Genomic DNA, 24,564 nt, shown 5'->3' on the forward strand with positions numbered 1-24,564 from the left:
TCGTTTGAATAGGATTTCTGTCTCGATGAGTTCCCCCGCTCCTGCTGTCTCCCTCTCCACCCCGCCCCTGTCCGATCCCGCGTCGCACCCGCGCCGCTGGTGGCTCCTCGCCGTTCTCGCGCTCGCCCAGCTCATGGTCGTGCTCGACGGAACCATCGTCAACATCGCCCTGCCGAAGGCCCAGATCGCCCTCGCCATGAGCGACGGCGACCGCACCTGGGTCGTCACGATCTATGCGCTCGCCTTCGGCTCCCTCCTCCTGCTCGGCGGTCGCATCGCCGACTACTGGGGCCGCAAGCGCTCCTTCCTCGTCGGAATGGCCGGCTTCGCGCTGGCATCCATGATCGGTGGCCTCGCCGACACCACCACCCAGCTGCTGATCTCCCGCGGACTTCAGGGCGCGTTCGCCGCCCTGCTCGCCCCGGCCTCGCTCGCGATCCTCACGATCACCTTCCCCGGTGGCAAGGACCGGATCAAGGCCTTCGCCGTCTATGGCGCGATCGGCGGCGGTGGAGCGGCCGTCGGCCTCGTGCTCGGCGGCGTGCTCACCGAGTTCACCAGCTGGAACTGGTGCCTGCTCGTCAACGTGCCGATCGCCCTCGTCGCGATCCTCGCCGCGATCCCGCTGATGCACGAGAGTCGTGCGCACGGAAACACCCGCTACGACCTGCCCGGCGTGATCCTCATCGTCGCCGGCCTCGCGTCCCTCGTCTACGGCTTCAGCCAGGCGGAGAACGGCTGGGGGCGGGTCGAGACGATCGGCTTCCTCGCCCTCGGCGTCGTGTTGCTCGTGGCCTTCGTCATCGTCGAGGCCCGGGCGACGAACCCGCTGCTTCCGCTTCGGGTCGTGACCGACCGGGTCCGCGGCGGCGCGTTCCTGGTCTCGCTGCTCACCGGCGCGAGTCTCCTCGGCGGGCTCTTCTTCCTCACCCTGTACTTCCAGATCGTGCTCGGCTACTCGCCGCTCCGCTCCGGGCTCGCCTCGCTCCCGATGACCGCGACCATCATGGTCTGCGCGACCGCGCTCTCCGGCATCCTGCCGAAGGTCGGCGTGCGCCTGCCCCTGACGATCGGCCCGGTCATCGCCGCCGCCGGGCTCGCCTGGTTGTCCTTCGTCACTGTCCAGGACGACTATGTCCTGCGCGTGCTGCCGGGCGTCATCCTGCTCGGCATCGGACTCGCAGCCATCTTCGTGCCGCTGCAGAACGTCGCCCTCGCCGGCATCGACGCGCACGACGCCGGCGTGGCCAGTGCCGCCGTCTCCGCGACGCAGCAGATCGGCGGATCGATCGGCACCGCCTTGTTCACCGCCCTGTACACCGCCGCGATCTCGAGCTACCTGTCCTCGAACCCCGCGACGCCGACCGTTCAGCTCGACGCGTTCGTGAGCGGGTATTCGGTCGCGTTCCTCTGGGCGGCCGGGCTGATCCTGCTTGCCGCCCCGATCTCGTTCTTCATGATCAAGCACTCGAAGGCGGACCTCGTCGGCGCCCCCGAGATCGTGCACCTGGGCTGACCCGCCCTCCGTGTCCACCGCGCGCTCGGCCTCACGGCGACCGCGCGGGGCTAACTCAGGAGATCTGCCGGGATACTCCGCCGGGGCCGCGGAACAGTGCGGCGTTCCGGACTGGCCGGTGCGGATCTCCTGAGTTAGCCCCCGCCGGCGGTCGTAGGATGCTGGCATGGACGACGAGGCCGCACTGATCCAGAAGCGCATCGACCGGTTCCTGCGCGAACGGCTGCTGCCAGCCGTGTACCGCGCGGCCGTGCCGCTGCAGGTCTCGGCCTGGGTGTCGACGGCTCCGGTGACGGATGCCCCGGCGACCTTCGTCGAGGCCGTCCGGCAGTCCTACACCCCGTTCGCCCTCGGCGAGGCATGGGGCCGCCCCTGGGGAACGGTCTGGTTCCACGCGACCGGCACGATCCCGGCGGACTGGGCCGGGCAGCCCGGCACCCGGATTGAGGCCGTCGTCGACCTCGGCTTTTCCGACGCGGCCCCGGGCTTCCAGGCGGAGGGCATCGCGTGGACCGCGACGGGCACCGTGATCAAGGGCATCGCGCCGCGCAACCGGACCCTGCCCCTCGCGCTCCTAACGCCGCGATCATCGGATACTCCTGTCATCTCTGACGCCGCGGACGCGCCGAGCGCCCCGGACACCTCGGACGACGCGGGCGGCCCTGGAGCCGTCGACTTCTACGTCGAGGCCGCCGCCAACCCCGACGTCACCGCGGGTTTCACGTTCGTGCCGACCCGGAACGGCGACCCGGCCACGGCCGGCACCGAGCCCCTCTACCGGTTACAGCAGCTCGACCTCGCGCTCCGGGACGACCAGGTCTGGGAACTGCTGCAGGACGTCCTCACCCTCGACGGGCTGCGCCGCGCCCTGCCCCCGGGATCGACGCGGGCGGCGGACATCCTGCGCACCCTCGAGCGCTGCCTCGACGTGCTCGACCCGGACGCCGTCTCCGGCACTGCGGCGGCCGGCCGTGCGGTGCTCGCCCCCGCGCTCGCGCCGCCCGCCGCCGCGAGCGCGCACCGGGTGCACGCGGTCGGGCACGCCCACATCGACAGCGCCTGGCTCTGGCCCGTGCGGGAGACCGTGCGCAAGGTAGCCCGAACCTTCTCGAACGTGCTGGCCCTTACCGAGGAGTATCCCGGATTCACGTTCGCCGCGTCATCCGCCCAGCAGTATGCCTGGCTCAAGGAGCACTACCCGGAACTGTTCGACCGGGTGCGGGCGCAGGTCGCCGCGGGTGCCTTCGTGCCCGTCGGCGGGATGTGGGTCGAGTCGGACACGAACATGCCGGGCGGGGAATCCCTCGCCAGGCAGTTCGTCGCCGGCAAGCGGTTCTTCCTCGAGGAGTTCGGGATCGAGCCGCTCGAGGTCTGGCTGCCGGACTCGTTCGGCTATTCCGCGGCGCTCCCGCAGATCATCGCGGCGGCGGGATCGCGCTGGTTCCTCACCCAGAAGTCGTCCTGGAACGAGACGAACCCGATGCCGCACCACACCTTCCGGTGGGAGGGCATCGACGGCACCCGCATCTTCACACACTTCCCGCCCGTCGACACCTACAGTTCCGACCTCTCCGGCGCAGACCTCGCCCGCGCAGAGGCCCAATATTCCGAGAAAGGCATGGCCAATACCTCGCTCGTCCCCTTCGGCTGGGGCGACGGCGGGGGCGGGACGACGGCCGAGATGATCGCGGCCGCCCGTCGGACCGCCTCGCTCGAGGGGTCCCCGACGGTCGAGCTCTCCACGCCCCGCCGGTTCTTCGAGGCCGCGGAGGACGAATACCCCGAGGCGCCGATCTGGTCCGGCGAGCTCTATCTCGAATTCCACCGCGGCACCTACACCTCGCAGGCCCGCACCAAACGCGGCAACCGGCGCAGCGAGCACCTCCTGCGCGAAGCCGAGCTCTGGGCGTCGACCGCGAGCATCCGCACCGGGGCCGCCTACCCATACGAGGCGCTCGAGCGAGCCTGGCAGACCGTGTTGCTCCAGCAGTTCCACGACATTCTGCCCGGCTCCTCGATCGCGTGGGTGCACCAGGAGGCCGAACGGCACTACGCGGAGGTCGCGCGCGACCTCGGGGGACTTATCGCGGCAGCCGTGACCGCTCTCTGCGGCGCCGGCGACCGCACGGTGTCGCTCAATGCGGGCCCCTACGCGCTGCACGGCATGCCGGCCTTCGGCGCCTCCGCGGCCGACGAGAACGGTCCGGCGGATGCCCCGGCGACCGTGACCCGCACCGCGTCCGGCCTGCTCGTGCTCGCCAACGCCCTCGTCAGCGCCACGATCGACGCCGAGGGACTGGTCGCCTCCCTGCGCGACCTCGTCGCCGACCGGGAGCTCATCCCCTCGGGCACGCGCGGCAACCGGCTGCTGCTGCACCGGGACACCCCGACCCAGTGGGACGCCTGGGACATCGACGCCCACTACAAGCGCGCAAGCGTTCCGCTCGATGCCGCGGGGTCGGTCGAGGTCGTGACCGACACGCCCGCCGAGGCCTGCGTGCGGGTGACCCGCGTCTTCGGCGCCTCCCGCCTCGTGGAGGAGATCACCCTCGCCGCCGGTTCCCCGACGCTCGACCTCGTCTTCGACGTCGACTGGCACGAACGCCAGAAGCTCCTGAAGATCGAGTTCCCGTTCGACGTGCACGCCGAGCGGGCCGCCTCGGAGATCCAGTTCGGGCACGTCTACCGCCCGACGCATGCGAACACCTCCTGGGACACCGCCCGTTTCGAGACCTGCGCGCACCGGTGGGTGCACGTCGGCGAGGCCGGCTACGGGGTGGCGGTCGCGAACGACTCGACCTACGGGCACGACATCGGCCGTTCGACGGATGTCGGCGGCCGCGCCACGACGACCGTGCGGCTGTCGCTCCTGCGCGCGGCGCTCTTCCCCGATCCCGGGGCCGACCAGGGACGGCACTCGTTCCGCCTCGCGGTGCGCCCGGGCGCGACCATCGCCGACGCGATCACCGAGGGCTACCGGCTCAACCTCCCGCTCCGCACTGTGACCGGTGTCGCGAACGACGGCATCGACCCGCTCCTCGAGGTCGACAACCCGGCCGTGGTGATCGAGGCGGTCAAGCTCGCCGAGGACCGCAGCGGGGACCTGATCGTGCGCATCTACGAGGCGCACGGGTCCCGGGCGCGGGCCCGGGTCATCCGCCGTTTCGAGGCAGCGGATGCCTACCCGACCGACCTGCTCGAACGCCGGCTGTCCGAGCCCGGACTTCCGCTCGCGCAAACCGGGCCCGCCGTCGACCTCGAGTTGCGGCCGTTCCAGCTCCTCACCCTCCGCTACCCCCGAACGGATTCGATGGAGCCGTGAGGTTTTTCGGGCCGAAACCGGCCTCCCACGTGCCGGAAACGCAGAAACTCCATCGAATTCGTCAGGGGGCAAGGAGGGCGCCGGGCGCGATGTGCCCGCGCGGTTAGACGAGCAGCTGGTGCTTGGCGAGCTCGCGGTAGAGCGGCGTCGACACGGCGAGCTCGGAGTGCGTCCCGGTCCCGATCACCTTGCCGTGGTCGAGCACCACGATCTGGTCGGAGTCGACGACGGTCGACAGCCGGTGCGCGATCACGATGAGCGTGCGGTCGACGGCGACGGCGTCGATCGCCGCCCGCATCAGCTGCTCGTTGACTCCGTCGAGGCTCGAGGTCGACTCGTCGAGCAGCAGGATCGGCGGCGCCGCGAGCAGCGCCCGTGCGATCGCGAGCCGCTGGCGCTCCCCGCCGGAGAGCATCACGCCGGATTCCCCGACGGCCGCGCCGAGCCCGGCCGGGTCGCGGTCGAGCACCTCGCCGAGGTTGACCGCGTGCAGCACGGCGAGGCACTCCTCGTCGGTCGCGTCCGGCGCCGAGAGCACGAGGTTGTCGCGCAGCGAGCCGGCGAGCACCGGGGCGTCTTGCTCGACGTAGCCGATCTGCGAGCGCAGCGCGGTGCGATCCAAGGTGCGGATATCCAGCCCGCCCAGCCGGACAACGCCCGCGTTCGGGTCGTAGAACCGTTCGATGAGCGCCAGAATGGTGCTCTTGCCGGCGCCGGACGGCCCGACGAGCGCGGTGCGCAGCCCGCGCGGAGCGCTGAACGACACCCCGCGCAGCACGGGTCGCGGCCCGGACGAGTCGGCGGATGCGTCGGCGGACGAATCGGGATCGGTCCCACCGTCGACGGAGCCGGCCGGACCGGCGTCGGCACTGGGCAACGCGGCACCGTCCGCGGATCCGAGAGCCGGGGCGGTGAGCGTACCGTCGTCGGGCCCGTCATCGGACGACGTGCTCGACGTCGGGGTGACCGCGGATGCCCCGGTTACCGCAGCGGCCGTGCCGACGCTTTCCACGGTGTCGGACCCGAGGTCGCCGACCGCACTGCCGTCGGGGTCTGCGGCGACGGCTGGACTGGAGTCGGCGGACCCGCCGCGGGGAAAACCTGCGACCGGGTCGGAGACTGAAGCCGGGGCATCCGGCGCAGAGTCGGCGGCCGAGGCGCCCACGAGGCCCGACGTCTCCGAAACGTCCGCGACGGCCACGTCGGATGAGGGAACGTCGGAGGAAGCGGCGGCCGGGGCGCCGGCCGCGGAATCGCCCGCGGCGGACAGGCCGGGCAACTCGGCGTCGACGGCCTGGGGTGACGTCGGGGCGGCAAACGCCGTGGCCGCTGCGACCGCGGCGATCGACACGGTGCCGGTGGCCGCGGCGTACACCGCGGCGGTCATCGCGGCCGAGGCCGCGGCGGCCGCCTCGGCTGAGGTGGCTGCGGTCGCGGCGGCCCGGGCGGAGGCGTTCGCCGCAGCCGCGGACTCCGCGGCGAGGGCGGCGGCGGGACGCGCGGCGGCCATGGTTGCGGCGGCGTGCTCTGCTGCGGCCAGGTGGGCGGCGGCCTGCTCGGCGTGCGCCTGGTCCACGGCCGCCCGGTCGGCTGCGGCGCGGTCGGCCGCGGCAAGGTCGGCGTCGACGAGGTCGGGTTCGGCGAGCATCGCCTCGATCACGCCGGGAGCGACGAGGGCCGTCACGAGCGCGTTCGGCATGGCGTCAGCGGGGAGGCTCTCATAAGCCGACTCGACTCCTGACCCGACTTCGGACCCGGGGGCAGAGCCGCCGCCACCTACGGCGTCGACGGGCACCGCGGCATCCGCTGCCGGAGTCTGGGCCGCATACCCGAAGAACACGTTCTCGAAGGAGATCGCGGGGGCGTCCGGCCGCACCGATTCATTGGCGGCGCCGACGGTGATCGCGAGCGGGAACAGGTCGCGGTCGAACTGGTCCTCCGCGGGCAGGTCGATGATCTCCTGGATGCGGCCGAGGGCGCCGAGCGCCGAGTTGACGGAGGTGATCGCGCCGAAGGCCTGGCCGAGCGGCAGGATCATCAGGAACAGGAAGAGGATGAACGCGATCAGGTTCGCGACCGTGATCTGGCCGCTCGCGACCCGGAAGCCGCCGACGCCGAGCACGACGAGGAAGGACACCTGCATCGCGATGCCGGCGATCGGCACGACGAGGGCCGAGATCTTCGCGACCTGCAGGCCCATCTTGTACGCGCCGGTCGCGTCGGCGTCGACGGCGGCGATTTCGCGTTCGGTCGCGTTCGAGGCGCGCACGGTGCGGATCGCGCTGATCGCCCGCTCGACGCTCGCGGCGAGGTCGCCGACCTTCTCCTGGGCCTCGCGGCTCGCGACGCGGATCCGCTGCGAGAGCAGTGTGACCGTGACGACGGATGCCGCGATCACGAGCACGGTCAGCCCGAGCAGCACCGGGTCGATCACGAGCATCGCGATGAGCGCGCCGAGGAAGGTGAGCGAGCCGCCGATCGCCTCGACGAGTCCCTGGGTGAGCACGGCGCGCAGCAGGGTCGTGTCCGAGCCGACCCGCGAGACGAGGTCGCCCGTGCGGCGGGTGTCGAACTCGCTGATCGGGAGGCGCAGCATCCGCCCGATCAGCTTGCGCCGGCTCGAGAGCACGACGCCCTCACCGGTGCGCTGGAGCAGGTAGTGCTGGTAGCCGCTGATCAGCCCGGACACGACGACGAGCGCGACGAGTCCCCAGACGAGTGCGCCGAGCGGCTGGTTCTGCTGCACGACGGTGATGACCTGGCTGACCAGCAACGGCTGGGCGAGGCTCGCGAGCGCCCCGAGGATGCTCAGTACGACGACGACGCTGAGCACCTTCTTGTGCTCGAGAAGGTAGGGGAGCAGCTGGCCGAAGGTCGCGCGGGGCCCGGTCGCGGCATCCGTTCGGCGCCCGAGTCGCCCGAGGCGGCTGCGCGGCTTCGGCTTCGGTGCCGGTGCGGGCCCGGCGGATGCTGCGGTTTCGGCGGGCGTGCTGGCGTCACTGATCGGGGTACTCACCAATCGAGCTTAACCTCAAACCGCTCCCGTGACCCGTCCCGTTCCGGTCGAGAGCGACCCGCGGAACGGGCACTCTCGACCGGAACGGCGACGGAAGGACGCGGCTACGCCTCGATGTCGACGTCCTTGGTCTCGCGGCTGAGCACGAGGGCCAGCAGGGTGATCGCGCCCATGACCGAGAGGTACACGCCGACCCAGAACGGGCTGCCGCCGCCGAGCGTCCAGAGCCAGACCGCGATGAACGGGGCGACCGCCGCACCGAGGATCGAGCTCATGTTGTACGCGAACGCGGAACCGGTGTACCGCACCGCGGTCGGGAACAGCTCGGGCAGGAGCGCGCCCATCGGACCGAACGTCATGCCCATCAGGGTGAAGCCGAGGATCAGGAAGATCATCACGCCGAGGAACCCAGCGCCGAGCAGCGGCACGAAGAGCAGGCCGAACACGATGATGCCGAGGGTGACCCAGATCAGGGTGCGGCGGCGGCCGAACCGGTCTGCCCAGGGGCCGGAGGCGAGCGTGAACACGCCGAAGAACAGCACGCCGACGATCATCATCAGCACGAAGGTCGTGTAACTGTAGCCGAGGCCCGCGACGGGTGCGGTCGTCGCCGCGCGGCCGTAGCTCAGGCTGAACGTCGTCATCAGGTAGAACAGCACGTAGGTCGCGAGCATGATGAAGGTGCCGAGGATCAGCTCGCGCCAGTTGGACTTGAACACGGCGGCGAGCGGGAGCTTGTGCACCCGGTTCGTGCGGGCGGCCTTGGTGAAGGCGTCGCTCTCGACGAGCCGCAACCGCACCCACAGGCCGATGATGACCATCACCGCGGAGAACAGGAACGGCACCCGCCAGGCCCACTCGAGGAAGGCCGTCGACGGCCGGGTCGGATCGTCGCTCGGGAGCAGCATGGCGATCAGCAGGAAGAGGCCGTTCGCGATAATGAAGCCGATCGGCGCGCCGACCTGCGGGAAGGTCCCGTACCAGGCGCGTTTGCCCTTCGGGGCGTTCTCGGTCGCGACGAGGGCCGCACCGCTCCACTCGCCGCCGAGCGCGAAGCCCTGGGCGAGGCGCAGCACGACGAGCAGCAACGGAGCGAACCAGCCGACCTGGGCGTACGTCGGGAGCAGCCCGATCAGGAAGGTCGCGATGCCCATCGTGAGTAGCGCGCCGACGAGGGTCGCCTTGCGACCGACCTTGTCGCCGAAGTGCCCGAAGACGAGGGCGCCGACGGGACGGGCGACCATGGCCGCGCCGAAGACCGCGAAGGAGGCGAGCAGCGCCGTGGTCTCATTGCCGGTCGGGAAGAAGAGGTGCGGGAAGACGAGCACGGCCGCGGTCGCATAGACGTAGAAGTCGTAGAACTCGATCGTGGTGCCGATGAGGCTCGCGAGCACGACACGGCTGCGGGGGTTGGTGGGCGCCTGCGGCGCGGGGGAAGCGGCCGGGGGCGGCGACAGTGTGGCTGAAGACATGGAAGAGAGTCATTCCGTGGTGAGGGTGAGTGAGCGGGCGTATCGACCCGTGCGGGAGCGTCGGCGTCGATCAGGCGTCGTGCCCGCGCGGGGGTTGCCCGGAGGGAGGTGTCCGCTTGTGGCGGTCACTCTGCACCATACGTCTGTGGCTCCACGGACCCAAATCCTGAGGCGGACCGAGGCCCAATCGGGACTTTCCGTTTCCGGGGCTGAGGGCGTGAGCGGATGCCGGTGCGGGCATCCGCTCACAGTCACCGGTTTCGGGTATTACCGCTTCGGCATGCGGAGGCCGCGCAGCACCTGGGCGGTGTTGATCGCGGCGGATGCCGCTTCCTCGCCCTTGTCCTCCTTCGACCCGGGCAGGCCGGCCCGGTCGAGTCCCTGCTGCTCGTCGTCGAGGGTGAGCACGCCGAAGCCGACCGGCTTGCCGGTGTCGAGGGCGACCCGGGTGAGACCGTCCGTCGCCGCCGCGGACACATACTCGAAGTGCGGGGTGCCGCCGCGGATGATCACGCCGAGCGCGACCACGGCATCCGCCCCATTCTCGAGGGCGACCTTCGCGGCGACGGGCAACTCGAAGCTGCCCGGAACGCGCACGAGCGAGAACGTGGCGCCGGATGCCTCGAGCACCCGGGTGGCGCCGGCGATCAGTCCGTCCGTGATGACGTCGTGCCAGCGCCCGGCGATGATGACGATGGTGAGGCCCGTGCCGTCGACGACGACCGTGGGCGAGCCGGCTCCACTCATAGTGCAAGTCCCTTCAGGATGTCTCGGTCGGCCAGGTGATGGCCCATGCGTTCGCGTTTCACGGCGAGGTAGTCCTGGTTGTCGATGCCCACGCCGACGATGAGCGGAACGCGTTCGACGACCGTGACCCCGTGCTCTTCGAGCTGGCGGAGCTTCTCGGGGTTGTTGGTGAGCAGGCGCACCGAGGAGATGCCCATCTGGTCGAGGATGGCGCTCGCGGCGCCGTAGTCGCGGGCATCGGCGGGCAGGCCGAGCGCGAGGTTGGCGTCGATCGTGTCGAGGCCCTGCTCCTGGAGCTTGTACGCCCGGAGCTTGTTGATCAGGCCGATGCCGCGACCCTCCTGGCCGCGCAGGTAGATCACGATGCCGCCCTCTTCCTGGATGGTCTCGAGGGCCGCGTCGAGCTGGGGGCCGCACTCGCACTTGAGCGAGCCGAAGGCCTCCCCGGTGAGGCATTCGGAGTGCACCCGCACGAGGGCGCCGTCCCCGGGCACTCCCGAGACGAGGGCGACGTGGTCCGCGCCGGTCATCCGGTCGCGGTACGCCCGGATCTGGAAGTCGCCGTGCCGGGTCGGCACGGTCGTCTCGACCTCGAAGTCGACGCGCGGGGATTCGCGGATGGTCGTCGCGGTCGGCAGGTCGGCGTCCGCGTGGAACTCGTCGAGGTAGACGATCAGGTCGGCGATCGTGATGACCAGCACACCCTCGCGTTCGCCGAGCTCGAGGAGGCCGGGCAGGCGCATCATCTCGCCGTCCTCCGCGACGATCTCGGAGATTCCCGCGACGGGGGCGAGCCCGGCGAGCTTCATCAGGTCGACCGCGGCCTCGGTGTGGCCGTCGCGCTCGCGCACGCCGCCGTCCCGCGCGCGGAGCGGCATGATGTGCCCCGGCCGGTGCAGGCTCGACGGGGTCGAGGCCGGGTCGGCGAGCACGCGCAGGGTGTGGGCGCGGTCGGCGGCGCTGATCCCCGTGCTCAGGCGATCGGCGGCGTCGACGGAGATCGTGTAGTTCGTGCCGCGAGGGTCTTCGTTGTTCGGCACCATGATCGGCAGGTTGAGCTTGTCGGCCAGCTCGTTGGTCATCGGCGCGCAGATGAAACCGGAGGAGTAGCGCACGGTCCACGCGAGCCATTCCTGGGTGGCCATCTGCGCCGAGATGATCACGTCACCTTCGTTCTCACGTCCCTCGTCGTCGGCGACGATGACCGGCTTGCCGAGACGCAGTTCCGCGAGCGCGCTGGGGATGTCGGCGAGGCTCATGAGTGACTCCTTCGTGATCCTGCGTCCGCGAGGGCGAGCATGCGCTCGACGTGGCGGGCCAGGATATCGGTTTCGATGTTGACGTGCTCTCCGACCGTTCGTTTTCCGAGCGTCGTGGCCGTGAGGGTTTCGGGGATGAGGGAGACTTCGAACCACTGCTCGGGTTCGGTCGCCGGGCTGATCGTGCTGACCGTGAGGGAGACGCCGTCGACGGCGATCGAGCCCTTGTTCGTGACCAGCGGGGCGAGGTCGGGGGAGAGGCTGAACCGCAGCACCCGCCAGGCCTCGCCGGGCGTGACGGAGAGCAGCTCGCTCGTGCCGTCGATGTGGCCCTGCACGATGTGCCCGCCGAGGCGCCCGCCGACGAGGGCGGCACGCTCGAGGTTGACCGGCGTCCCCTGCCCGGCCTCGGCGAGGGTCGACATCCGCAGCGTCTGTGCCATCACGTCGGCCGTGAAGGTCTCCGTCGTGCGCTCCACGACGGTCAGGCAGACGCCGTTGACCGAGATCGAGTCGCCGATCGCGGCCCCGGCGACGGCGAGCGGCCCGCGGACGGTCAGGCGCACGGCATCCGTGCCCTGCTCGACCCGGTTGACGGTGCCGAGTTCCTCGATGATTCCGGTGAACATGTCAGATCCTTGTCTCGGTGCGGGCGGGTTCGGCGTGCCGGGTGTCGGCAGGCGTGGTTTCGGGGCTGGCCGTCCGAGTGCCGGGCGTGGACGGGAGCGCCCGCGGCCGGCAGACCAGGAGGAGGTCGTCGCCGAGGCGTTCGACGTGGTCGATCTCGAGTCGGCGCTGCTCGTCGATCCGGGCCACGCCGATGTCGCCGAGGGCGAGTCGGTCGCCGCCGAGCAGGGTCGGCGCGAGGTAGACGAGGTATTCATCCACGAGCCCGGCCGTGACGAACGCGCTCGCGAGGCCGGGCCCACCCTCGATGAAGGCCCGGCGGATGCCGCGATCGTGCAGGTCGCCGAGGATCACGCCCAGGTCAGGCCCGGGGTAGAACACCGGCGGATGCGGGTGGTGCCGCACCGCGGCATCCGCCGGCACGGTGCGGGTACCGATCACGACGGGGACCGGCTGGGTGGGGAGCAGGGTGCCGTCTGCGGAGCGGGCGGTGAGAGCGGGGTCGTCGGCGAGGACGGTGCCGGTGCCGACGAGGATGGCGTCGGAGGCTGCCCGGCGCCGGTGCACGTCGAGGCGGGCGTCTGCGCCGGTGATCCAGCGGCTCGAGCCGTCGGCCGCCGCGGCACGGCCGTCGAGGCTCGAGGCCCACTTGAGCGTGACGAAAGGCCGACCGAGCCGGGCGGCGATGAGCCAGTCGGCGAGGAAGGCCTCGGCCTCGGCGGCGAGCACCCCGCCGACGACCTCGACGCCGGCGGCGCGCAGGCGTTCGGCGCCACCGGACGACGCGTGGCCCGGATCGGACACGGCGTAGACGACCCGGCTGACGCCCGCCTCGATCAGAGCGACGGCGCAGGGACCGGTGCGGCCGGTGTGGTTGCAGGGTTCGAGGGTCACGATCGCGGTCGCGCCGCGGGCGGCGCCGGCGGGAAGGTGCGCGAGAGCGTCGACTTCGGCGTGCGCGGTTCCGGCGCCCCGATGCCAGCCTTCCGCCAGGACGGTGCCGTTCGGATCGACGATGAGACAGCCGACGCGTGGGTTCTGGCCGGTCGAGGGGCCGTTGGCGGCCAGGGCCAGCGCGCGCCGCATCAGGCGATCACGCTCGGTGTCCTGGATCATCCCCGCCCTCATTCGTTGGTGTCACGAACTCCGGGGACGGATTGTGGGTACGCAGACGCCACATCCATTCGGTCGACCCGACGGGCCAGCCGAACCGTGCGCCTCTCCTCCGGACTTTAACCGTCGGTGCTGGAATTCCACCAGCTCAACCGTTTCGCCCTGGGGCGAAACGGGTCGCGGACTTTCACCGCCGGTTCGGACTTACACCGACCCCGGAGCACGTTTCTTGCTTCTAGTTATAGCCCAACGCCCCCGCCCCCGGATAATTCCCGGTCCGCTCTGTGCAGGAATCGGACGTTTTCTTACGCCTCGGAGCCCCCTCGTCGCCTGCCCGCAGCGTGCCAGCAGCTTGCCAGCAGCTTGACCACGACTTCACCTGAACCTTCCGTGGCTAACTCAGGAAAACCGTTGCGGAACCGAGTCGCCGCCCCGGACCAGTGCGGCCCCGTTTCTGCGCGCGCGCATCTTTCCTGAGTTAGCCACAGTTGGCTGGGCTGCCGCGCGATCACTGCGGCAGGTCAGAAGCGAGCACGCCGGGACCACCGGTTCGGGAGTTATCCCCAGATTTCGTCCACGCCGGTCGCGGTGAACCTGGCGCGATCACACTCTCCGCATGACGTGGTCCGAGTATTTCCAAGACAGTAACGTTCAGATCGCCGAGACGGCAGCTCTCCTCGCGGCGGGCGCGACATGGCGTTCTCTCCAAGCTGCCGTCGACAACGGATTCCTCATCCGAGCTCGGCGCGGGCACTACGCGCTCCCGGGGACGGACGTACACCTGCTCGAGGCGGTGCGTCTGGGCGGTCGCCTCGCCTGTGTCTCCGCTGCGGCACACGCGGGTGTCTTCGCGCTCGACAATTCCTTCGCGCACATCCACGTGCACCCGACGGGCTCCAGGCTGCGAGCACCGCACAACCGGTTCGAGCTCCTCACCGATCGAAACCGGGACGGCGTTGAACTCCACTGGGGCCGGCTTCTGGATTCCGAGGCCGGGACCGAGTACCGGGTGGGACTGACGGATGCAATCGTTCAGGTCTTCCGCTGCCAGGAGGCGAAATTCGCCATGGCCGCACTGGACAGCGCCCTGCACCAGCGCCTGATCGGTGACGAGGATGTCGCGACCATCTTCGCGGCCCTGCCCGCCCGGTTCTGGGCATTGCGCCCGTTCGTCGATGCCCGGAGCGACTCCGGCCAGGAGACCGTGCTGCGTTGCATCGTGAGGGAGGCAGGCTACGCGTTCGAATCCCAGGTGTCCATCGCCGGCGTCGGCCGTGTGGACATGGTCGTGGAAGGCTGCCTGGTCGTCGAGGCGGACAGCCGGAAATTCCACGACGGCTGGTCCGCGCACGTGCGCGATCGGACCCGGGATTGTGACCTCGCCGCCCTCGGATACATGACGTACCGGGCCCTCTACCGGGACATCATTCACAATCCGGCGCGCGTTGTTTCCGCGATCGCCGGTCTCCTGGCCGCCAACCGCCACTATCGCACGGTCATCACCTGACGCTGGTCCTGCCGCAGTCGGCCCGTAGTAATCGGGGCGTGACCTGCCGGCATCCCGGGGTGGGGGCTAACTCAGGAGATTCTGGCGGCCGTGCGGGAATGCCGGCAGCGGTCCGGGCGCTGCTCGGTCGTGCGTGCCCGGATTTCCTGAGTTAGCCCCCGGGCGGGCCGGGCAATGCCGGTGCCGTAGGTCGGGCGTCGGCGGCCCAGGGCACGAGGACGACCGGATGGGGGTCTCTGTGGCGGGCGTGTGTGTGTGGCTAACTCAGGAGATTCTGGCGACCGTGCGGAAACACCGGGAGTGGTCCGGGCGCTGCGTGGTCGTGCGTGCGCGGATTTCCTGAGTTAGCCCCCGGGGCGGCAGGCACGGCGGGTTCCGCGACTCCGGCCGGGCCGGTCCCCGGCGGCGGATGCGTGCAGCAGCGTCTGATCGGAAGCTGCGGCATCCTCGCTGAGAAGGATGACGTATGCGGATGCGTATGCGGATGCGGATGCGGATGCGCATGCGGTGGCGGAAGGCGGTGGGTTCCTACTCGACCAGGGCGCGGGCGGTGCCCTCGTCGATGAACAGGTCGGTGATGAGGCCGGCGGCCAGTGCGCCGCGGAGGCTGTCCACCTTGGACGAGCCGGCAACCACGCAGATGCGCCGCGGGGTGCGGCGCAGCACCGACAGTTCCGGTCCGGTCCCGCGGTCATTCAGCGGAATGCCGTCGGTCGAGCCGTCCGCGCGGTAGAAGACCGTCGCAACGTCGCCGACGACCCCGGCACCGCTGAGCGCCGCGAGTTCGTCGTCGTCGAGGTAACCGCCGACATAGACGTGGCTGGGGACCATGGAGAAGGGGGAGCCCACGCTGAAGAGGGCGACGTCCATGTTCCCCTGCATCTCCAGCAGCCGACGCAGGCCGCGTTCCCGCCAATAGGCCGTGCGCGTGGCCGGGTCGTCGAAGAAGGTGGGAACCGGGAACTGCTCCAGCCGGGCGTCGTAGGCGTTGCTGAACCGCCGCAGGATCTCGTTCGCATAGTCGAGTCCCGTGCTGCGGGTGTTGCCGGCGCCGTTCAACTGCACGATCTGGGCGTTGTGGGTGCGCTTGGGCGTCAGGTGGCGACTGACGGCGTTCATCGTGGAGCCCCAGGCGATGCCCATGATCATGTTGGAGTCGAAGAACTCGCCGAGAATCCGTGCAACGGACAGCGCCACGCGCTCCAGTCTGTCGACGTCGCTGGCGTGGTCGGGCACCGGGAGAACGTGCGCGGTCACCTGGAACCGGTCCAGGATCAACTTCTCCACCCGGCTCGGAGCGTCCAGCGGAGACCGGATCTGGATGTCGACCAGCCCGCTGGCCCTGGCCTGACTGAGCAGGCGGGACACCGACGAGCGGGAGGTGTGCAGCTCCTGTGCGATGGCCTCCATGGTGAGGTCCTGCACGTAATACAGCTGCGCCGCGGTGAGGGCGTCATTGGTGCGGTCGGACAGGGGCGGATCATTCGAGTGGGGCATGGTGACTCCTTGCACATATGTTCAGAGTGCTTGACCGTTTGTGTAGAACTTAGCAGGGTAGATGAAGTACCCCGCCCTGCATAGTTTCCCAGCCGCAAAGAAGTGAGCGAATCAGTGCCGTCAACGCCCGATCAGTCATCCTCCGCCCGTCCGCTCTCCACCGGAGCCGCCGCCCAGGCCGCCCTGCAGGAGCTCCCCCGGGCCCAGGTGCTCATCATCGGAGCCGGTATCAACGGCATCGCGACCTTCCGCGACCTGGCGATGCAGGGCGTCGACGTCGCGATCGTCGACAAGGGCGACTATGTGTCCGGCGCGTCGTCGGCCTCCTCGCACATGATCCACGGCGGTGTGCGCTACCTCGAGAACGGGGAATTCCGCCTGGTGAAGGAGTCGGTCGAGGAACGCAACAGCCTGCTGAAGATCGCCCCGCACTACGTCAAGCCGCTCAAGACGACCATTCCGATCTACTCGACCTTCTCCGGGGTGATGTCCGCGCCGATGCGCTTCCTCACCCACCGCCAGGGCGCGGCCCAGGAGCGCGGCGCTCTGCTGATCAAAATCGGCATGATGCTCTACGACTCCTTCTCCCGCGACGGCGGCACGGTGCCCCGGCACGAGTTCCTCGGCCGGAAGGCGTCGCTCAGGCTGCTGCCGCGCCTCAACCCGGGCCTCAAGTACACGGCCACCTACTACGACGCCTCCATGCACGACCCCGAGCGCCTCGCCCTCGACGTGCTGGCGGACGGCCTGGCCACCGGCGCGCACGCGCGCAGCGCCAACTACGTCGAGGCCATCGGCATGGATGCCGCGGGCGTGCGTCTCCGCAACGTGGTCACCGGCGCCGAATTCAGCTTCGAGGCCGACGTCGTCGTCAACACGTCCGGGCCGTGGACGGACCTCACGAACACGGCCCTCGGCCAGGCCAGCACGTACATGGGCGGCACCAAGGGGTCGCACATCGTGCTCGACAACCCGGAGCTCCTCGCAGCAACGGGCGGCCGCGAGATCTTCTTCGAGCACAAGGACGGCCGCATCGTGCTGATCTACCCGCTCGCGGGCCGGGTGCTGGTCGGCACTACCGACCTCGAACACGACATGACCCAGCCCGCGCGCTGCACCGAGGCCGAAGTCGACTACTTCTTCGATCTCGTCAAGCACGTTTTCCCGGATGTGGCCGTCGACCGCTCGGAGATCGTCTTCCGGTTCGCCGGCGTACGCCCGTTGCCCCGGCACGACGACGAGGCGCCGGGGTTCGTCTCCCGCGACTACCGCATCGAGTCCCGTCCGCTCGGCGCCCGGCCGGGCACCCTGCTCAGCCTCGTCGGCGGCAAGTGGACGACGTTCCGGGCCCTCGCCGAGCACCTGAGCGGCGACATCCTCACCCTGCTCGGCCGCACCCGGGTCGTGTCGACGGTCGGCCTCGCCATCGGCGGCGGCCGAAACTTCCCGTCGACGGATGCCGCGCACCGGGTCTGGATCGCCGCGAACGGCGACGAGGTCGGCGCCTCGAGGGCCGAACAGCTGCTGACCCGCTACGGTACCCGAGCGGTCGACGTGATCGACTTCATCACCGCGGAACCGGATGCCGCGCTCGAACATCACTCCGACTACTCCCGTCGTGAGATCGAGTACCTCGCGGCCACGGAGTCGGTCGTGCACGTGACGGACCTGATCCTTCGACGCACGAGCATGGCCTTCCGCGGCGAGCTCAGCCTGGCACTGCTCGAAGAACTCGCCGGAGTGCTCGCACCTGTGCTCGGCTGGGATGCCGCACGCAGCACGGCCGAGGTCGACCTCGCCGTCGACGTGCTGCGCGACCGGCATGCGGTCGACCTCGCGCGCGTCGACGCGGCATCCGCTTCACGCGCGTAGGTGGCGATCTGCACAAACGTGCAAATCTGAATGCACCATTGACCGCGCTGAGCCGATAGGTTTCTCGAGATTCGTTTTACGGCCATTACCGGCACAAAAAACTGTTTCGTCTCAAGCGTCAACAACTCGGCTTCACTGAACAAGGGTGTCACTGTGGACAATCTCGGTATCGTATTCCTCTCGGAGCTGGTGGGCACCGCCCTGCTGGTCCTCCTCGGCTGCGGCGTGGTCGCCAACGTGGCCCTCGTCAAGAACAAGGGGTTCGGCGGCGGCTTCCTGATGGTGAACGTCGGCTGGGGCCTCGCGGTCTACTCCGGCGTCATCGTCTCCTACAACTCGGGTGCGCACCTCAACCCCGCCGTCACCCTCGGCCTCGTCGCCTCTGGCGCGACCGAGTTCGGCTCGGGCGTTCCGGTCAACGTCCTGTCGGTTCTCGCCTACATCGGCGCGCAGATGGTCGGCGCCATCATCGGCGCCGTGTTCTGCTGGTTGGCGTACAAGCAGCACTTCGACCAGGAACCGAACCCGGCCAACAAGCTCGGCGTCTTCTCGACCGGTCCGGCGATCCGCTCCTACGGCTGGAACCTCGTCACCGAGATCATCGGCACCTTCGTGCTGGTCTTCGTCGTGATCGCCTTCGGCGGCGGCCGCCAGGGCGAGTCCGGTGGCCTCGCCGCACTCGGTGCCCTTCCGGTGGCCCTGCTCGTCATCGTGATCGGCACCTCGCTCGGTGGCCCGACCGGGTACGCGATCAACCCGGCCCGTGACCTCGGCCCGCGCATCGCGCACTTCATCCTGCCGATCAAGGGCAAGGGATCCTCCGACTGGGCGTACTCGTGGGTGCCGGTCGTCGGCCCCATCATCGGCGGCGTCCTCGCCGGCCTCGTCTCGACCGCACTCCTACCGATCCTCGCCTAGCGCGGCATCCGCCGGTGGCGCAGGCCGGGCGGCCGCCTCGCCGGGCATTCCCACTCAGTTTTCACCCCACCCGCTTAACCTGACACACACGAATAACGAAGGAGTTATCAATGGCTGACTACGTCATCGCGATCGACCAGGGCACGACCAGCACCCGGGCGATCATCTTCGACAAGGCCGGTTCGATCGTCTCGAACGGCCAGCTCGAGCACGAGCAGATCTTCCCCCGCGCAGGCTGGGTCGAGCACGACCCGATGGAGATCTGGAACAACACCCGCGAGGTCATTGGGCAGGCGCTCTCCAAGGCGAACCTGACCCGGCACGACATCGCCGCGGCCGGCATCACCAACCAGCGTGAGACCGCCGTGGTCTGGGACCGCACCACCGGGCTCCCGATCTACAACGCGATCGTCTGGCAGGACACTCGCACCCAGTCCATCGTCGACCGCCTCGCCGCGGACGGCGGTGTCGAGCGCTTCAAGAAGCAGGTCGGTCTGCCGCTCGCCACGTACTTCTCCGGCACGAAGATCGTCTGGATCCTCGAGAACGTCGAGGGCGCCCGGGCCAAGGCGGATGCCGGCGAGCTGATGTTCGGCACGACGGACTCCTGGGTGCTCTGGAACCTCACCGGCGGGCTCGAGGGCGGCGTGCACGCGACCGACGTCACCAATGCGAGCCGCACCCTGTTCATGGATCTCGAGACCCTGCAGTGGGACGACGACATCCTCGCCGCGTTCGACGTGCCCCGGTCGATGCTTCCCGAGATCCGTTCCTCCTCCGAGGTCTACGGAATCGCGAGCGGCCACAGCCTGCTGCGGGAGACCCCGATCTCAGGCATTCTCGGCGACCAGCAGGCGGCGACGTTCGGCCAGGCCGCGTTCGACCAGGGCGAGGCGAAGAACACCTACGGCACCGGTAACTTCCTGATCTTCAACACCGGTACCGAGATCGTGCACTCCCAGAACGGGCTGCTCACGACGGTGGGCTACAAGCTCGGCGACGGCGAGACGCACTACGCGCTCGAGGGGTCGATCGCCGTGACCGGTGCGCTCGTGCAGTGGCTGCGGGACAACCTCGGCATCATCGGCTCCGCCTCCGAGATCGAGGCGCTCGCCCTGTCCGTGAAGGACAACGGCGGCGCCTACTTCGTGCCGGCGTTCTCCGGGCTGTTCGCGCCGTACTGGCGCTCGGATGCCCGTGGTGCGCTCGTCGGGCTCACCCGCTACGTGAACAAGGGCCACATCGCCCGGGCGGCGCTCGAGGCGATCGCGTACCAGTCGCGTGAGGTGCTCGACGCGGTCAACGCCGACTCCGGGGTGCCGCTCACCGAGCTCAAGGTCGACGGCGGCGCGGCGGCCAACGACCTGCTGATGCAGTTCCAGGCCGACATCCTCGGCGTCTCGGTGGTGCGCCCGGTCGTGGCCGAGACGACCGCGCTCGGTGCGGCATACGCCGCCGGCCTCGCGGTCGGCTTCTGGAACGACCTCGACGAACTCCGCGCCAACTGGCAGGAGGACGCCCGCTGGGAGCCCCAGCTCGACGTCGCCGAGCGTGACCGCCTGCTCCGCAACTGGAAGAAGGCCGTCACCAAGTCCCTCGACTGGGTAGACGAGGACGTCCTCTAGCCCGCCTCATGGCATAACTCCTGCACATTCTCGTGCCTCGAATTCTCTGCCGCGGAACTACGCGGCTCGAGCATCCGCCGGCCGGAATGTGCAGGAGTTATGCCCAGGGCCAGCCGGGGCGGGGGGTCCGGGGGTCTGTGGACAGGAGCCGGCCGGACCAGGACAGCGGATGTCCGCCGTCGCGGTAGGCGGACTCCGCCGGTACCTCACCGAGAAAGGTGAACCCGCACTTCTCCGCGACCCGGGCGGAGGAGGTGTTCCCCACGAGGCACTCCCAGCGGAGGCTGTCGGTCACTCCCGTCGAGAACGCCCAGTCCGCGACGACGCCCACGGCCTCCGGCAGCAGCCCCCGGCCGCGATGCGCCGCGCCCAGCCAGAACCCGAGCGACCCGCTCGGCAGCCGCAGCGCGATCACGCCGAGCAGCTCGTCGGAGTCGGCCTCCCGGATCGCCCAGGTGTACTCGGCGTCCGACGCCCACCCCTTCGGCACGAATCCGGCGATGAACGACGTCGCGTCTGACCGCAGATACGGCCACGGGATGGTCAGGTACCGTTCGAAAACGGGGTCCTGGCAGTAGTCGAAGACGGCCGTGGCATCCGCGGCCGTGAGCCGGTCGAGCCGAAGTCCTGTTCCGCCCTGGGCCGCCGTCAGTGTCGAGGAGAGCGCCATCGGCTCCACGGTCAGCGGCGGGGCAGCAGGCCGACGCGGTCGTAGGCCCGCGCGAGGGTCGCATCGGCGACGGATGCCGCACGGTCCGCGTTCGAGGCCAGCAGGCGGTCGAGCTCGGCCGGGTCGTCGAGCAGTTCGATCACGCGCTCCCGGATCGGACCGAAGGTGCCGGTGACGACCTCCGCGAGGCCCTTCTTGAGGTCCCCGTAGCCGCGGCCGGCGTATTCGTCCTCGAGGGACTGGATCGTGCGGCCCGCCATGGTCGAGTAGATGGTGAGCAGGTTCGCAACGCCGGGCTTGTTCTCCCGGTCGAAGACCACGCCGCCATCGGCATCCGTCACGGCGCGCATGATCTTCTTGGCCGTGACCGACGGCTCGTCGAGCACCCAGATCACTCCGGCGTGCGATTCGGCCGACTTCGACATCTTCGACAGCGGGTTCTGCAGGTCGTAGATCTTGGCGGTCTCCTTCTGGATGTCCGCCTCGGGGACCACGAACGTGTCGCCGAAGCGCGTGTTGAACCGGGCGGCGATGTCGCGCGTGAGCTCGACGTGCTGGCGCTGGTCCTCGCCGACGGGCACGACGACCGTGTCGTAGAGGAGGATGTCGGCGGCCATCAGGATCGGGTAGGCGAACAGCCCGACGGTGGTCCCGTCGGAGCCCTGCTTGGCGGACTTGTCCTTGAACTGGGTCATCCGGCTGGCCTCGCCGAAGCCGGTGATGGTGTTGAGCACCCAGGCGAGCTGCGCGTGCGCGGCGACGTGCGACTGAACGTACAGGGTCGACGCCGAGGGGTCGATCCCGCTCGCGATGTACTGGGCGGCGGTGCGGCGGGTGTTCGCGCGCAGCCTGGCCGGGTCCTGGGCCACGGTGATGGCGTGCAGGTCGACGATCGAGAAGAAGGCGTCGTGCGTCTCCTGGAGTGCCTTCCAGTTCAGTAGTGCGCCGATGTAGTTGCCGATCTGCAGCGAGTCGGCCGACGGCTGCATGCCGGAGTAGAGGCGGGGCTTGTCCATGAGAATCAGATCTTTCGTAGCGTGTGGCCTCAGGGCCGGAGCCCGGGGCGTGAAATGGGTCAGAAGGGGTGCGGGTCGAACCGCAGGAGCCGGGTGGCCGACCGGTCCCGAACCGGAGAGAGCGGCCGGAGGGCCGGAGGGCTTGAGGCCTCTCGGTCAGAGCGCGTAGTCGACGACGACGGGGGAGTGGTCCGACCAGCGCTGGTCGTAGGCATCCGCGCGGTCGACCGCGTAGCCGACGACGGATGCCGCCAGGAGCGGGGTCGCGAGCTGGTAGTCCAGTCGCCAACCGGTGTCCGTGTCGAAGGCCTTGCCGCGCTGCGACCACCAGGTGTAGGGGCCCTCGACCTCTCCGGCCCACTTCCGGCCGACGTCCACCCAGCCGAGGCCGGCGCCGGCGTTGTAGTCGGCTTCGTCCTCCGCGCCGAGGATGCGGTCGAAGTATGCCCGCTCCTCGGGCAGGAATCCGGCGTGCTTGCGGTTGCCGCGCCAGTTCTTGATGTCGAGGGTGCGGTGGCCGACGTTGAGGTCGCCGAGCACAACGGCGCGCTCGCTGTGCGCCGCGAGCTCGGGCAGCCGGGCGAGCATAGCGTCGAGGAACTTGTACTTCTCGACCTGCTTCGGGGTATCGGTCTCGCCGGAGTGCACGTAGGTGCTCACGACGGTCACGATCGTGCCGTTCACCTCGTAGTCGGCCTCGAGCCAGCGCCCGGCGCTGTCGAAGTCTTCCGCGCCGAGTTCGACCCGGTGGATGGCTGCCGTCGACCGGCTCGCGAGGGCGACCCCGGCTCGGCCCTTGGCCGTCGCGGCATCGTGCAGGATGCTCCAGTCCGGCCCGAGCAGCCCCTCGAGGTCCTCGGTCGAGGCGCGGACCTCCTGGATAGCGAGGATGTCGACGTCCCGTCCGGCCAGCCAGTCGCCCATCCCCTTGCGGTAAGCGGCGCGCACCCCGTTGACGTTGATCGTCGCGATGCGAAGCGGCTGGGCAGACGGCGTTGAAGCTGCAGGCGTAGACGGCATGCACCAAGTCTAGGTCGGCGGGCGGGCGCGGCGGCGCGGTCAGGCGAAGGGGGCCGCGCGCTTCTCGGCGGCGCGCAGCCGGCGAGCGGATGCCCAGCGCCGGCCCCAGGAGGACGTCTCGTGTGCCGCCCTGGCGTCGCGCAGCTCCGCGAGTGCGGCGATCCGCCGCGCCTCGAGCTCGCGTGCTTCGGCCGCAGCAGCGGCTTCGTCCGGGTTCACCGGCTGCGGCGGGATTCCCGCGTCCTGCATCCCGACCGAGATCCACGATGCAGTGAGCAGGATCACCGTGTTCATGAAGTTGAACCAGATCAGCAGCCCGATCACGACGGCGAAGGCCGCGAGCAGGGGATTCCTGCCTGCCCCGCCGAGGAGGGCGCCGCCGAGCACCTTGAGCCCGCCGAGCGCGACCCCGCCGAGCAGAGAGCCGGTCACGAGTTTCCGGAACGGGATGTGCACCCGGCTCAGCACCCGGAACAGCACGGCGAGCGTGACGGTGTCGATGATGAGCACCACGAGCAGCCCGATCGTGCGCGCCCCTACGATGAACCCGAGGGAGTTCCGGGAGACGCCGAGGAAGCCGACGATGGCGCCGAGGGCCTCCGTGCTCCCGAGGGAGATCAGTGCGGAGACGATGAGGGCGAGCCCGAAGCCCGCGCCGAGGCCGAGCTCCCTGAGCTTGACGAGCACGAAGAAGGTGGTGTCGCGCGGCATCCCGAAGATGGTGCGCACGGCCTGCGCGGTCGTCGACATCCAGCCGAGGGTCGTACCGACCAGGCCGACGAGCGCGATCGCGCCGATCCAGGTCAGCGCGTCGGGGCTCGAGAGCTCGTTCGGGTCGATGACCCCGCCCTTGCCGATCAGCCCTGGGATGGACTGGTTGATCAGGGAGTACAGCTGGTCGAGGAGCGCCGGGTTCGAGGTCAGCCACAGCCCGGCGATCGAGAAGCCCACCCAGATCGCCGCGAAGATCGCGAAGATGGCCTGGTAGGTCATGCCCCCGGCGAGGATCGCACCGCTGCTCTCGCCGAAGTGCGTGAACGCACGCACGGGCCGCCACTGCATGATGCGCTTGGCCAGGGTCGTCAGTCGGTTCACGAATGCGGGCGGCTTCACCGCACCAGCCTAACGATTTCCGCAATCACTCACGAATACCCCCAATTCGGGGCGCATTCACTCGTGAGTCTCCCTCACCTCTTGTGCCGGGGCGCCCGAATCTGCGACGATCCGAGAGTCCACCCGTTCAGAATGGTCATCCGACACCCGAAGCGGATGTCCCGGCCGGACCCGTCCGCTTCGCTCCGGCGCGGCGAACCCGGGTTCATCACGGCTCGTTCGGCACTGTCCGAGCCTGGTCGATCTGTCCCGTG

At 69.6% G+C, this 24,564-nt stretch carries 17 protein-coding genes and 1 riboswitch; of the genes, 6 read left to right on the forward strand and 11 right to left on the reverse strand.

Annotation, left to right across the window (positions count from 1 at the left end):
* The first annotated feature begins 25 nt into the window (after nt 1–25).
* Together MQH31_RS11015 and MQH31_RS11020 are read left to right on the forward strand one after the other, a co-directional pair.
* Nucleotides 26–1,516 (forward strand): MFS transporter, encoded by a 1,491-nt coding sequence (locus MQH31_RS11015; protein ID WP_243012080.1) that lies wholly within the window; start codon nt 26–28, stop codon nt 1,514–1,516.
* 166 nt (nt 1,517–1,682) lie between these two features.
* The gene (locus MQH31_RS11020; protein ID WP_243012081.1) at nt 1,683–4,838 is read left to right on the forward strand and encodes an alpha-mannosidase; all 3,156 of its coding nucleotides are present in this window, start codon (nt 1,683–1,685) and stop codon (nt 4,836–4,838) included.
* Between the two features lie 103 nt (nt 4,839–4,941).
* On the opposite strand, the gene MQH31_RS11025 is transcribed toward MQH31_RS11020, so the two are convergent.
* The 6 genes from MQH31_RS11025 to ribD form a co-directional block, all read right to left on the reverse strand.
* Nucleotides 4,942–7,701, reverse strand: a complete 2,760-nt coding sequence (locus MQH31_RS11025) for an ABC transporter ATP-binding protein (protein ID WP_243012172.1) — start codon at nt 7,699–7,701, stop codon at nt 4,942–4,944.
* A gap of 257 nt (nt 7,702–7,958) precedes the next feature.
* On the reverse strand, nt 7,959–9,326 hold the full coding sequence (locus tag MQH31_RS11030) for an MFS transporter (RefSeq protein ID WP_134536680.1): 1,368 nt from the start codon (nt 9,324–9,326) through the stop codon (nt 7,959–7,961).
* 267 nt (nt 9,327–9,593) lie between these two features.
* Nucleotides 9,594–10,073, reverse strand: coding sequence for a 6,7-dimethyl-8-ribityllumazine synthase (gene ribH / locus MQH31_RS11035; RefSeq protein ID WP_134536681.1), 480 nt, complete (start codon nt 10,071–10,073; stop codon nt 9,594–9,596).
* The gene (ribA, locus tag MQH31_RS11040; RefSeq protein WP_243012082.1) at nt 10,070–11,332 is read right to left on the reverse strand and encodes a GTP cyclohydrolase II; all 1,263 of its coding nucleotides are present in this window, start codon (nt 11,330–11,332) and stop codon (nt 10,070–10,072) included. Before ribA ends, ribH begins: the two co-directional genes overlap by 4 nt.
* Nucleotides 11,329–11,961 (reverse strand): riboflavin synthase, encoded by a 633-nt coding sequence (locus MQH31_RS11045; protein WP_243012083.1) that lies wholly within the window; start codon nt 11,959–11,961, stop codon nt 11,329–11,331. Before MQH31_RS11045 ends, ribA begins: the two co-directional genes overlap by 4 nt.
* Before the next feature lies 1 nt (nt 11,962).
* Nucleotides 11,963–13,075, reverse strand: a complete 1,113-nt coding sequence (gene ribD, locus MQH31_RS11050) for a bifunctional diaminohydroxyphosphoribosylaminopyrimidine deaminase/5-amino-6-(5-phosphoribosylamino)uracil reductase RibD (protein ID WP_243012084.1) — start codon at nt 13,073–13,075, stop codon at nt 11,963–11,965.
* Nucleotides 13,076–13,168: 93 nt separating this feature from the next.
* Nucleotides 13,169–13,299: riboswitch (FMN riboswitch) on the reverse strand.
* Nucleotides 13,300–13,688: 389 nt separating this feature from the next.
* On the opposite strand from ribD, the gene MQH31_RS11055 reads away from it, so the two are divergent.
* Entirely contained in the window at nt 13,689–14,579 is an 891-nt protein-coding gene (locus MQH31_RS11055) for an endonuclease domain-containing protein (protein WP_243012085.1), read from the forward strand.
* 528 nt (nt 14,580–15,107) lie between these two features.
* Here the strand turns inward: MQH31_RS11055 and MQH31_RS11060 are convergent.
* The gene (locus MQH31_RS11060) at nt 15,108–16,076 is read right to left on the reverse strand and encodes a sugar-binding transcriptional regulator (protein WP_243012086.1); all 969 of its coding nucleotides are present in this window, start codon (nt 16,074–16,076) and stop codon (nt 15,108–15,110) included.
* A 102-nt stretch (nt 16,077–16,178) separates the two neighbouring features.
* Between MQH31_RS11060 and MQH31_RS11065 the strand changes: the two genes are divergently transcribed.
* The 3 genes from MQH31_RS11065 to glpK all read left to right on the forward strand — a co-directional run bounded on the left by MQH31_RS11065 (nt 16,179) and on the right by glpK (nt 20,491).
* Complete coding sequence (locus MQH31_RS11065; RefSeq protein ID WP_372488144.1) at nt 16,179–17,948, forward strand: glycerol-3-phosphate dehydrogenase/oxidase; 1,770 nt, start codon at nt 16,179–16,181, stop codon at nt 17,946–17,948.
* Between the two features lie 153 nt (nt 17,949–18,101).
* Complete coding sequence (locus MQH31_RS11070; protein WP_243012087.1) at nt 18,102–18,866, forward strand: MIP/aquaporin family protein; 765 nt, start codon at nt 18,102–18,104, stop codon at nt 18,864–18,866.
* A gap of 110 nt (nt 18,867–18,976) precedes the next feature.
* On the forward strand, nt 18,977–20,491 hold the full coding sequence (gene glpK / locus MQH31_RS11075) for a glycerol kinase GlpK (protein ID WP_243012088.1): 1,515 nt from the start codon (nt 18,977–18,979) through the stop codon (nt 20,489–20,491).
* Nucleotides 20,492–20,588: 97 nt separating this feature from the next.
* On the opposite strand, the gene MQH31_RS11080 is transcribed toward glpK, so the two are convergent.
* The 4 genes from MQH31_RS11080 to MQH31_RS11095 all read right to left on the reverse strand — a co-directional run bounded on the left by MQH31_RS11080 (nt 20,589) and on the right by MQH31_RS11095 (nt 24,310).
* Nucleotides 20,589–21,161: a GNAT family N-acetyltransferase gene (locus MQH31_RS11080; protein WP_134536695.1), complete on the reverse strand. Its 573-nt coding sequence runs from the start codon at nt 21,159–21,161 to the stop codon at nt 20,589–20,591.
* An 11-nt stretch (nt 21,162–21,172) separates the two neighbouring features.
* Nucleotides 21,173–22,177, reverse strand: a complete 1,005-nt coding sequence (gene trpS, locus MQH31_RS11085) for a tryptophan--tRNA ligase (protein WP_134536697.1) — start codon at nt 22,175–22,177, stop codon at nt 21,173–21,175.
* Between the two features lie 156 nt (nt 22,178–22,333).
* Nucleotides 22,334–23,197, reverse strand: coding sequence for an exodeoxyribonuclease III (locus MQH31_RS11090; RefSeq protein WP_243012089.1), 864 nt, complete (start codon nt 23,195–23,197; stop codon nt 22,334–22,336).
* Nucleotides 23,198–23,236: 39 nt separating this feature from the next.
* Nucleotides 23,237–24,310, reverse strand: a complete 1,074-nt coding sequence (locus MQH31_RS11095; RefSeq protein WP_243012090.1) for a YihY/virulence factor BrkB family protein — start codon at nt 24,308–24,310, stop codon at nt 23,237–23,239.
* Nucleotides 24,311–24,564 lie beyond the last annotated feature (254 nt).

The organism is Cryobacterium zhongshanensis (assembly GCF_022760445.1).
Taxonomy (GTDB): Bacteria; Actinomycetota; Actinomycetes; order Actinomycetales; family Microbacteriaceae; genus Cryobacterium; species Cryobacterium algoricola.

Coding starts and splice junctions, on each gene's coding strand:
- MQH31_RS11015 (WP_243012080.1), top strand. CDS start 26: ATGAGTTCCCCCGCTCCTGCTGTCTCCCTCTCCACCCCGCCCCTGTCC.
- MQH31_RS11020 (WP_243012081.1), top strand. CDS start 1,683: ATGGACGACGAGGCCGCACTGATCCAGAAGCGCATCGACCGGTTCCTG.
- MQH31_RS11030 (WP_134536680.1), bottom strand. CDS start 9,326: ATGTCTTCAGCCACACTGTCGCCGCCCCCGGCCGCTTCCCCCGCGCCG.
- ribH (WP_134536681.1), bottom strand. CDS start 10,073: ATGAGTGGAGCCGGCTCGCCCACGGTCGTCGTCGACGGCACGGGCCTC.
- ribA (WP_243012082.1), bottom strand. CDS start 11,332: ATGAGCCTCGCCGACATCCCCAGCGCGCTCGCGGAACTGCGTCTCGGC.
- MQH31_RS11045 (WP_243012083.1), bottom strand. CDS start 11,961: ATGTTCACCGGAATCATCGAGGAACTCGGCACCGTCAACCGGGTCGAG.
- ribD (WP_243012084.1), bottom strand. CDS start 13,075: ATGATCCAGGACACCGAGCGTGATCGCCTGATGCGGCGCGCGCTGGCC.
- MQH31_RS11055 (WP_243012085.1), top strand. CDS start 13,689: ATGACGTGGTCCGAGTATTTCCAAGACAGTAACGTTCAGATCGCCGAG.
- MQH31_RS11060 (WP_243012086.1), bottom strand. CDS start 16,076: ATGCCCCACTCGAATGATCCGCCCCTGTCCGACCGCACCAATGACGCC.
- glpK (WP_243012088.1), top strand. CDS start 18,977: ATGGCTGACTACGTCATCGCGATCGACCAGGGCACGACCAGCACCCGG.
- MQH31_RS11080 (WP_134536695.1), bottom strand. CDS start 21,161: ATGGCGCTCTCCTCGACACTGACGGCGGCCCAGGGCGGAACAGGACTT.
- trpS (WP_134536697.1), bottom strand. CDS start 22,177: ATGGACAAGCCCCGCCTCTACTCCGGCATGCAGCCGTCGGCCGACTCG.
- MQH31_RS11090 (WP_243012089.1), bottom strand. CDS start 23,197: ATGCCGTCTACGCCTGCAGCTTCAACGCCGTCTGCCCAGCCGCTTCGC.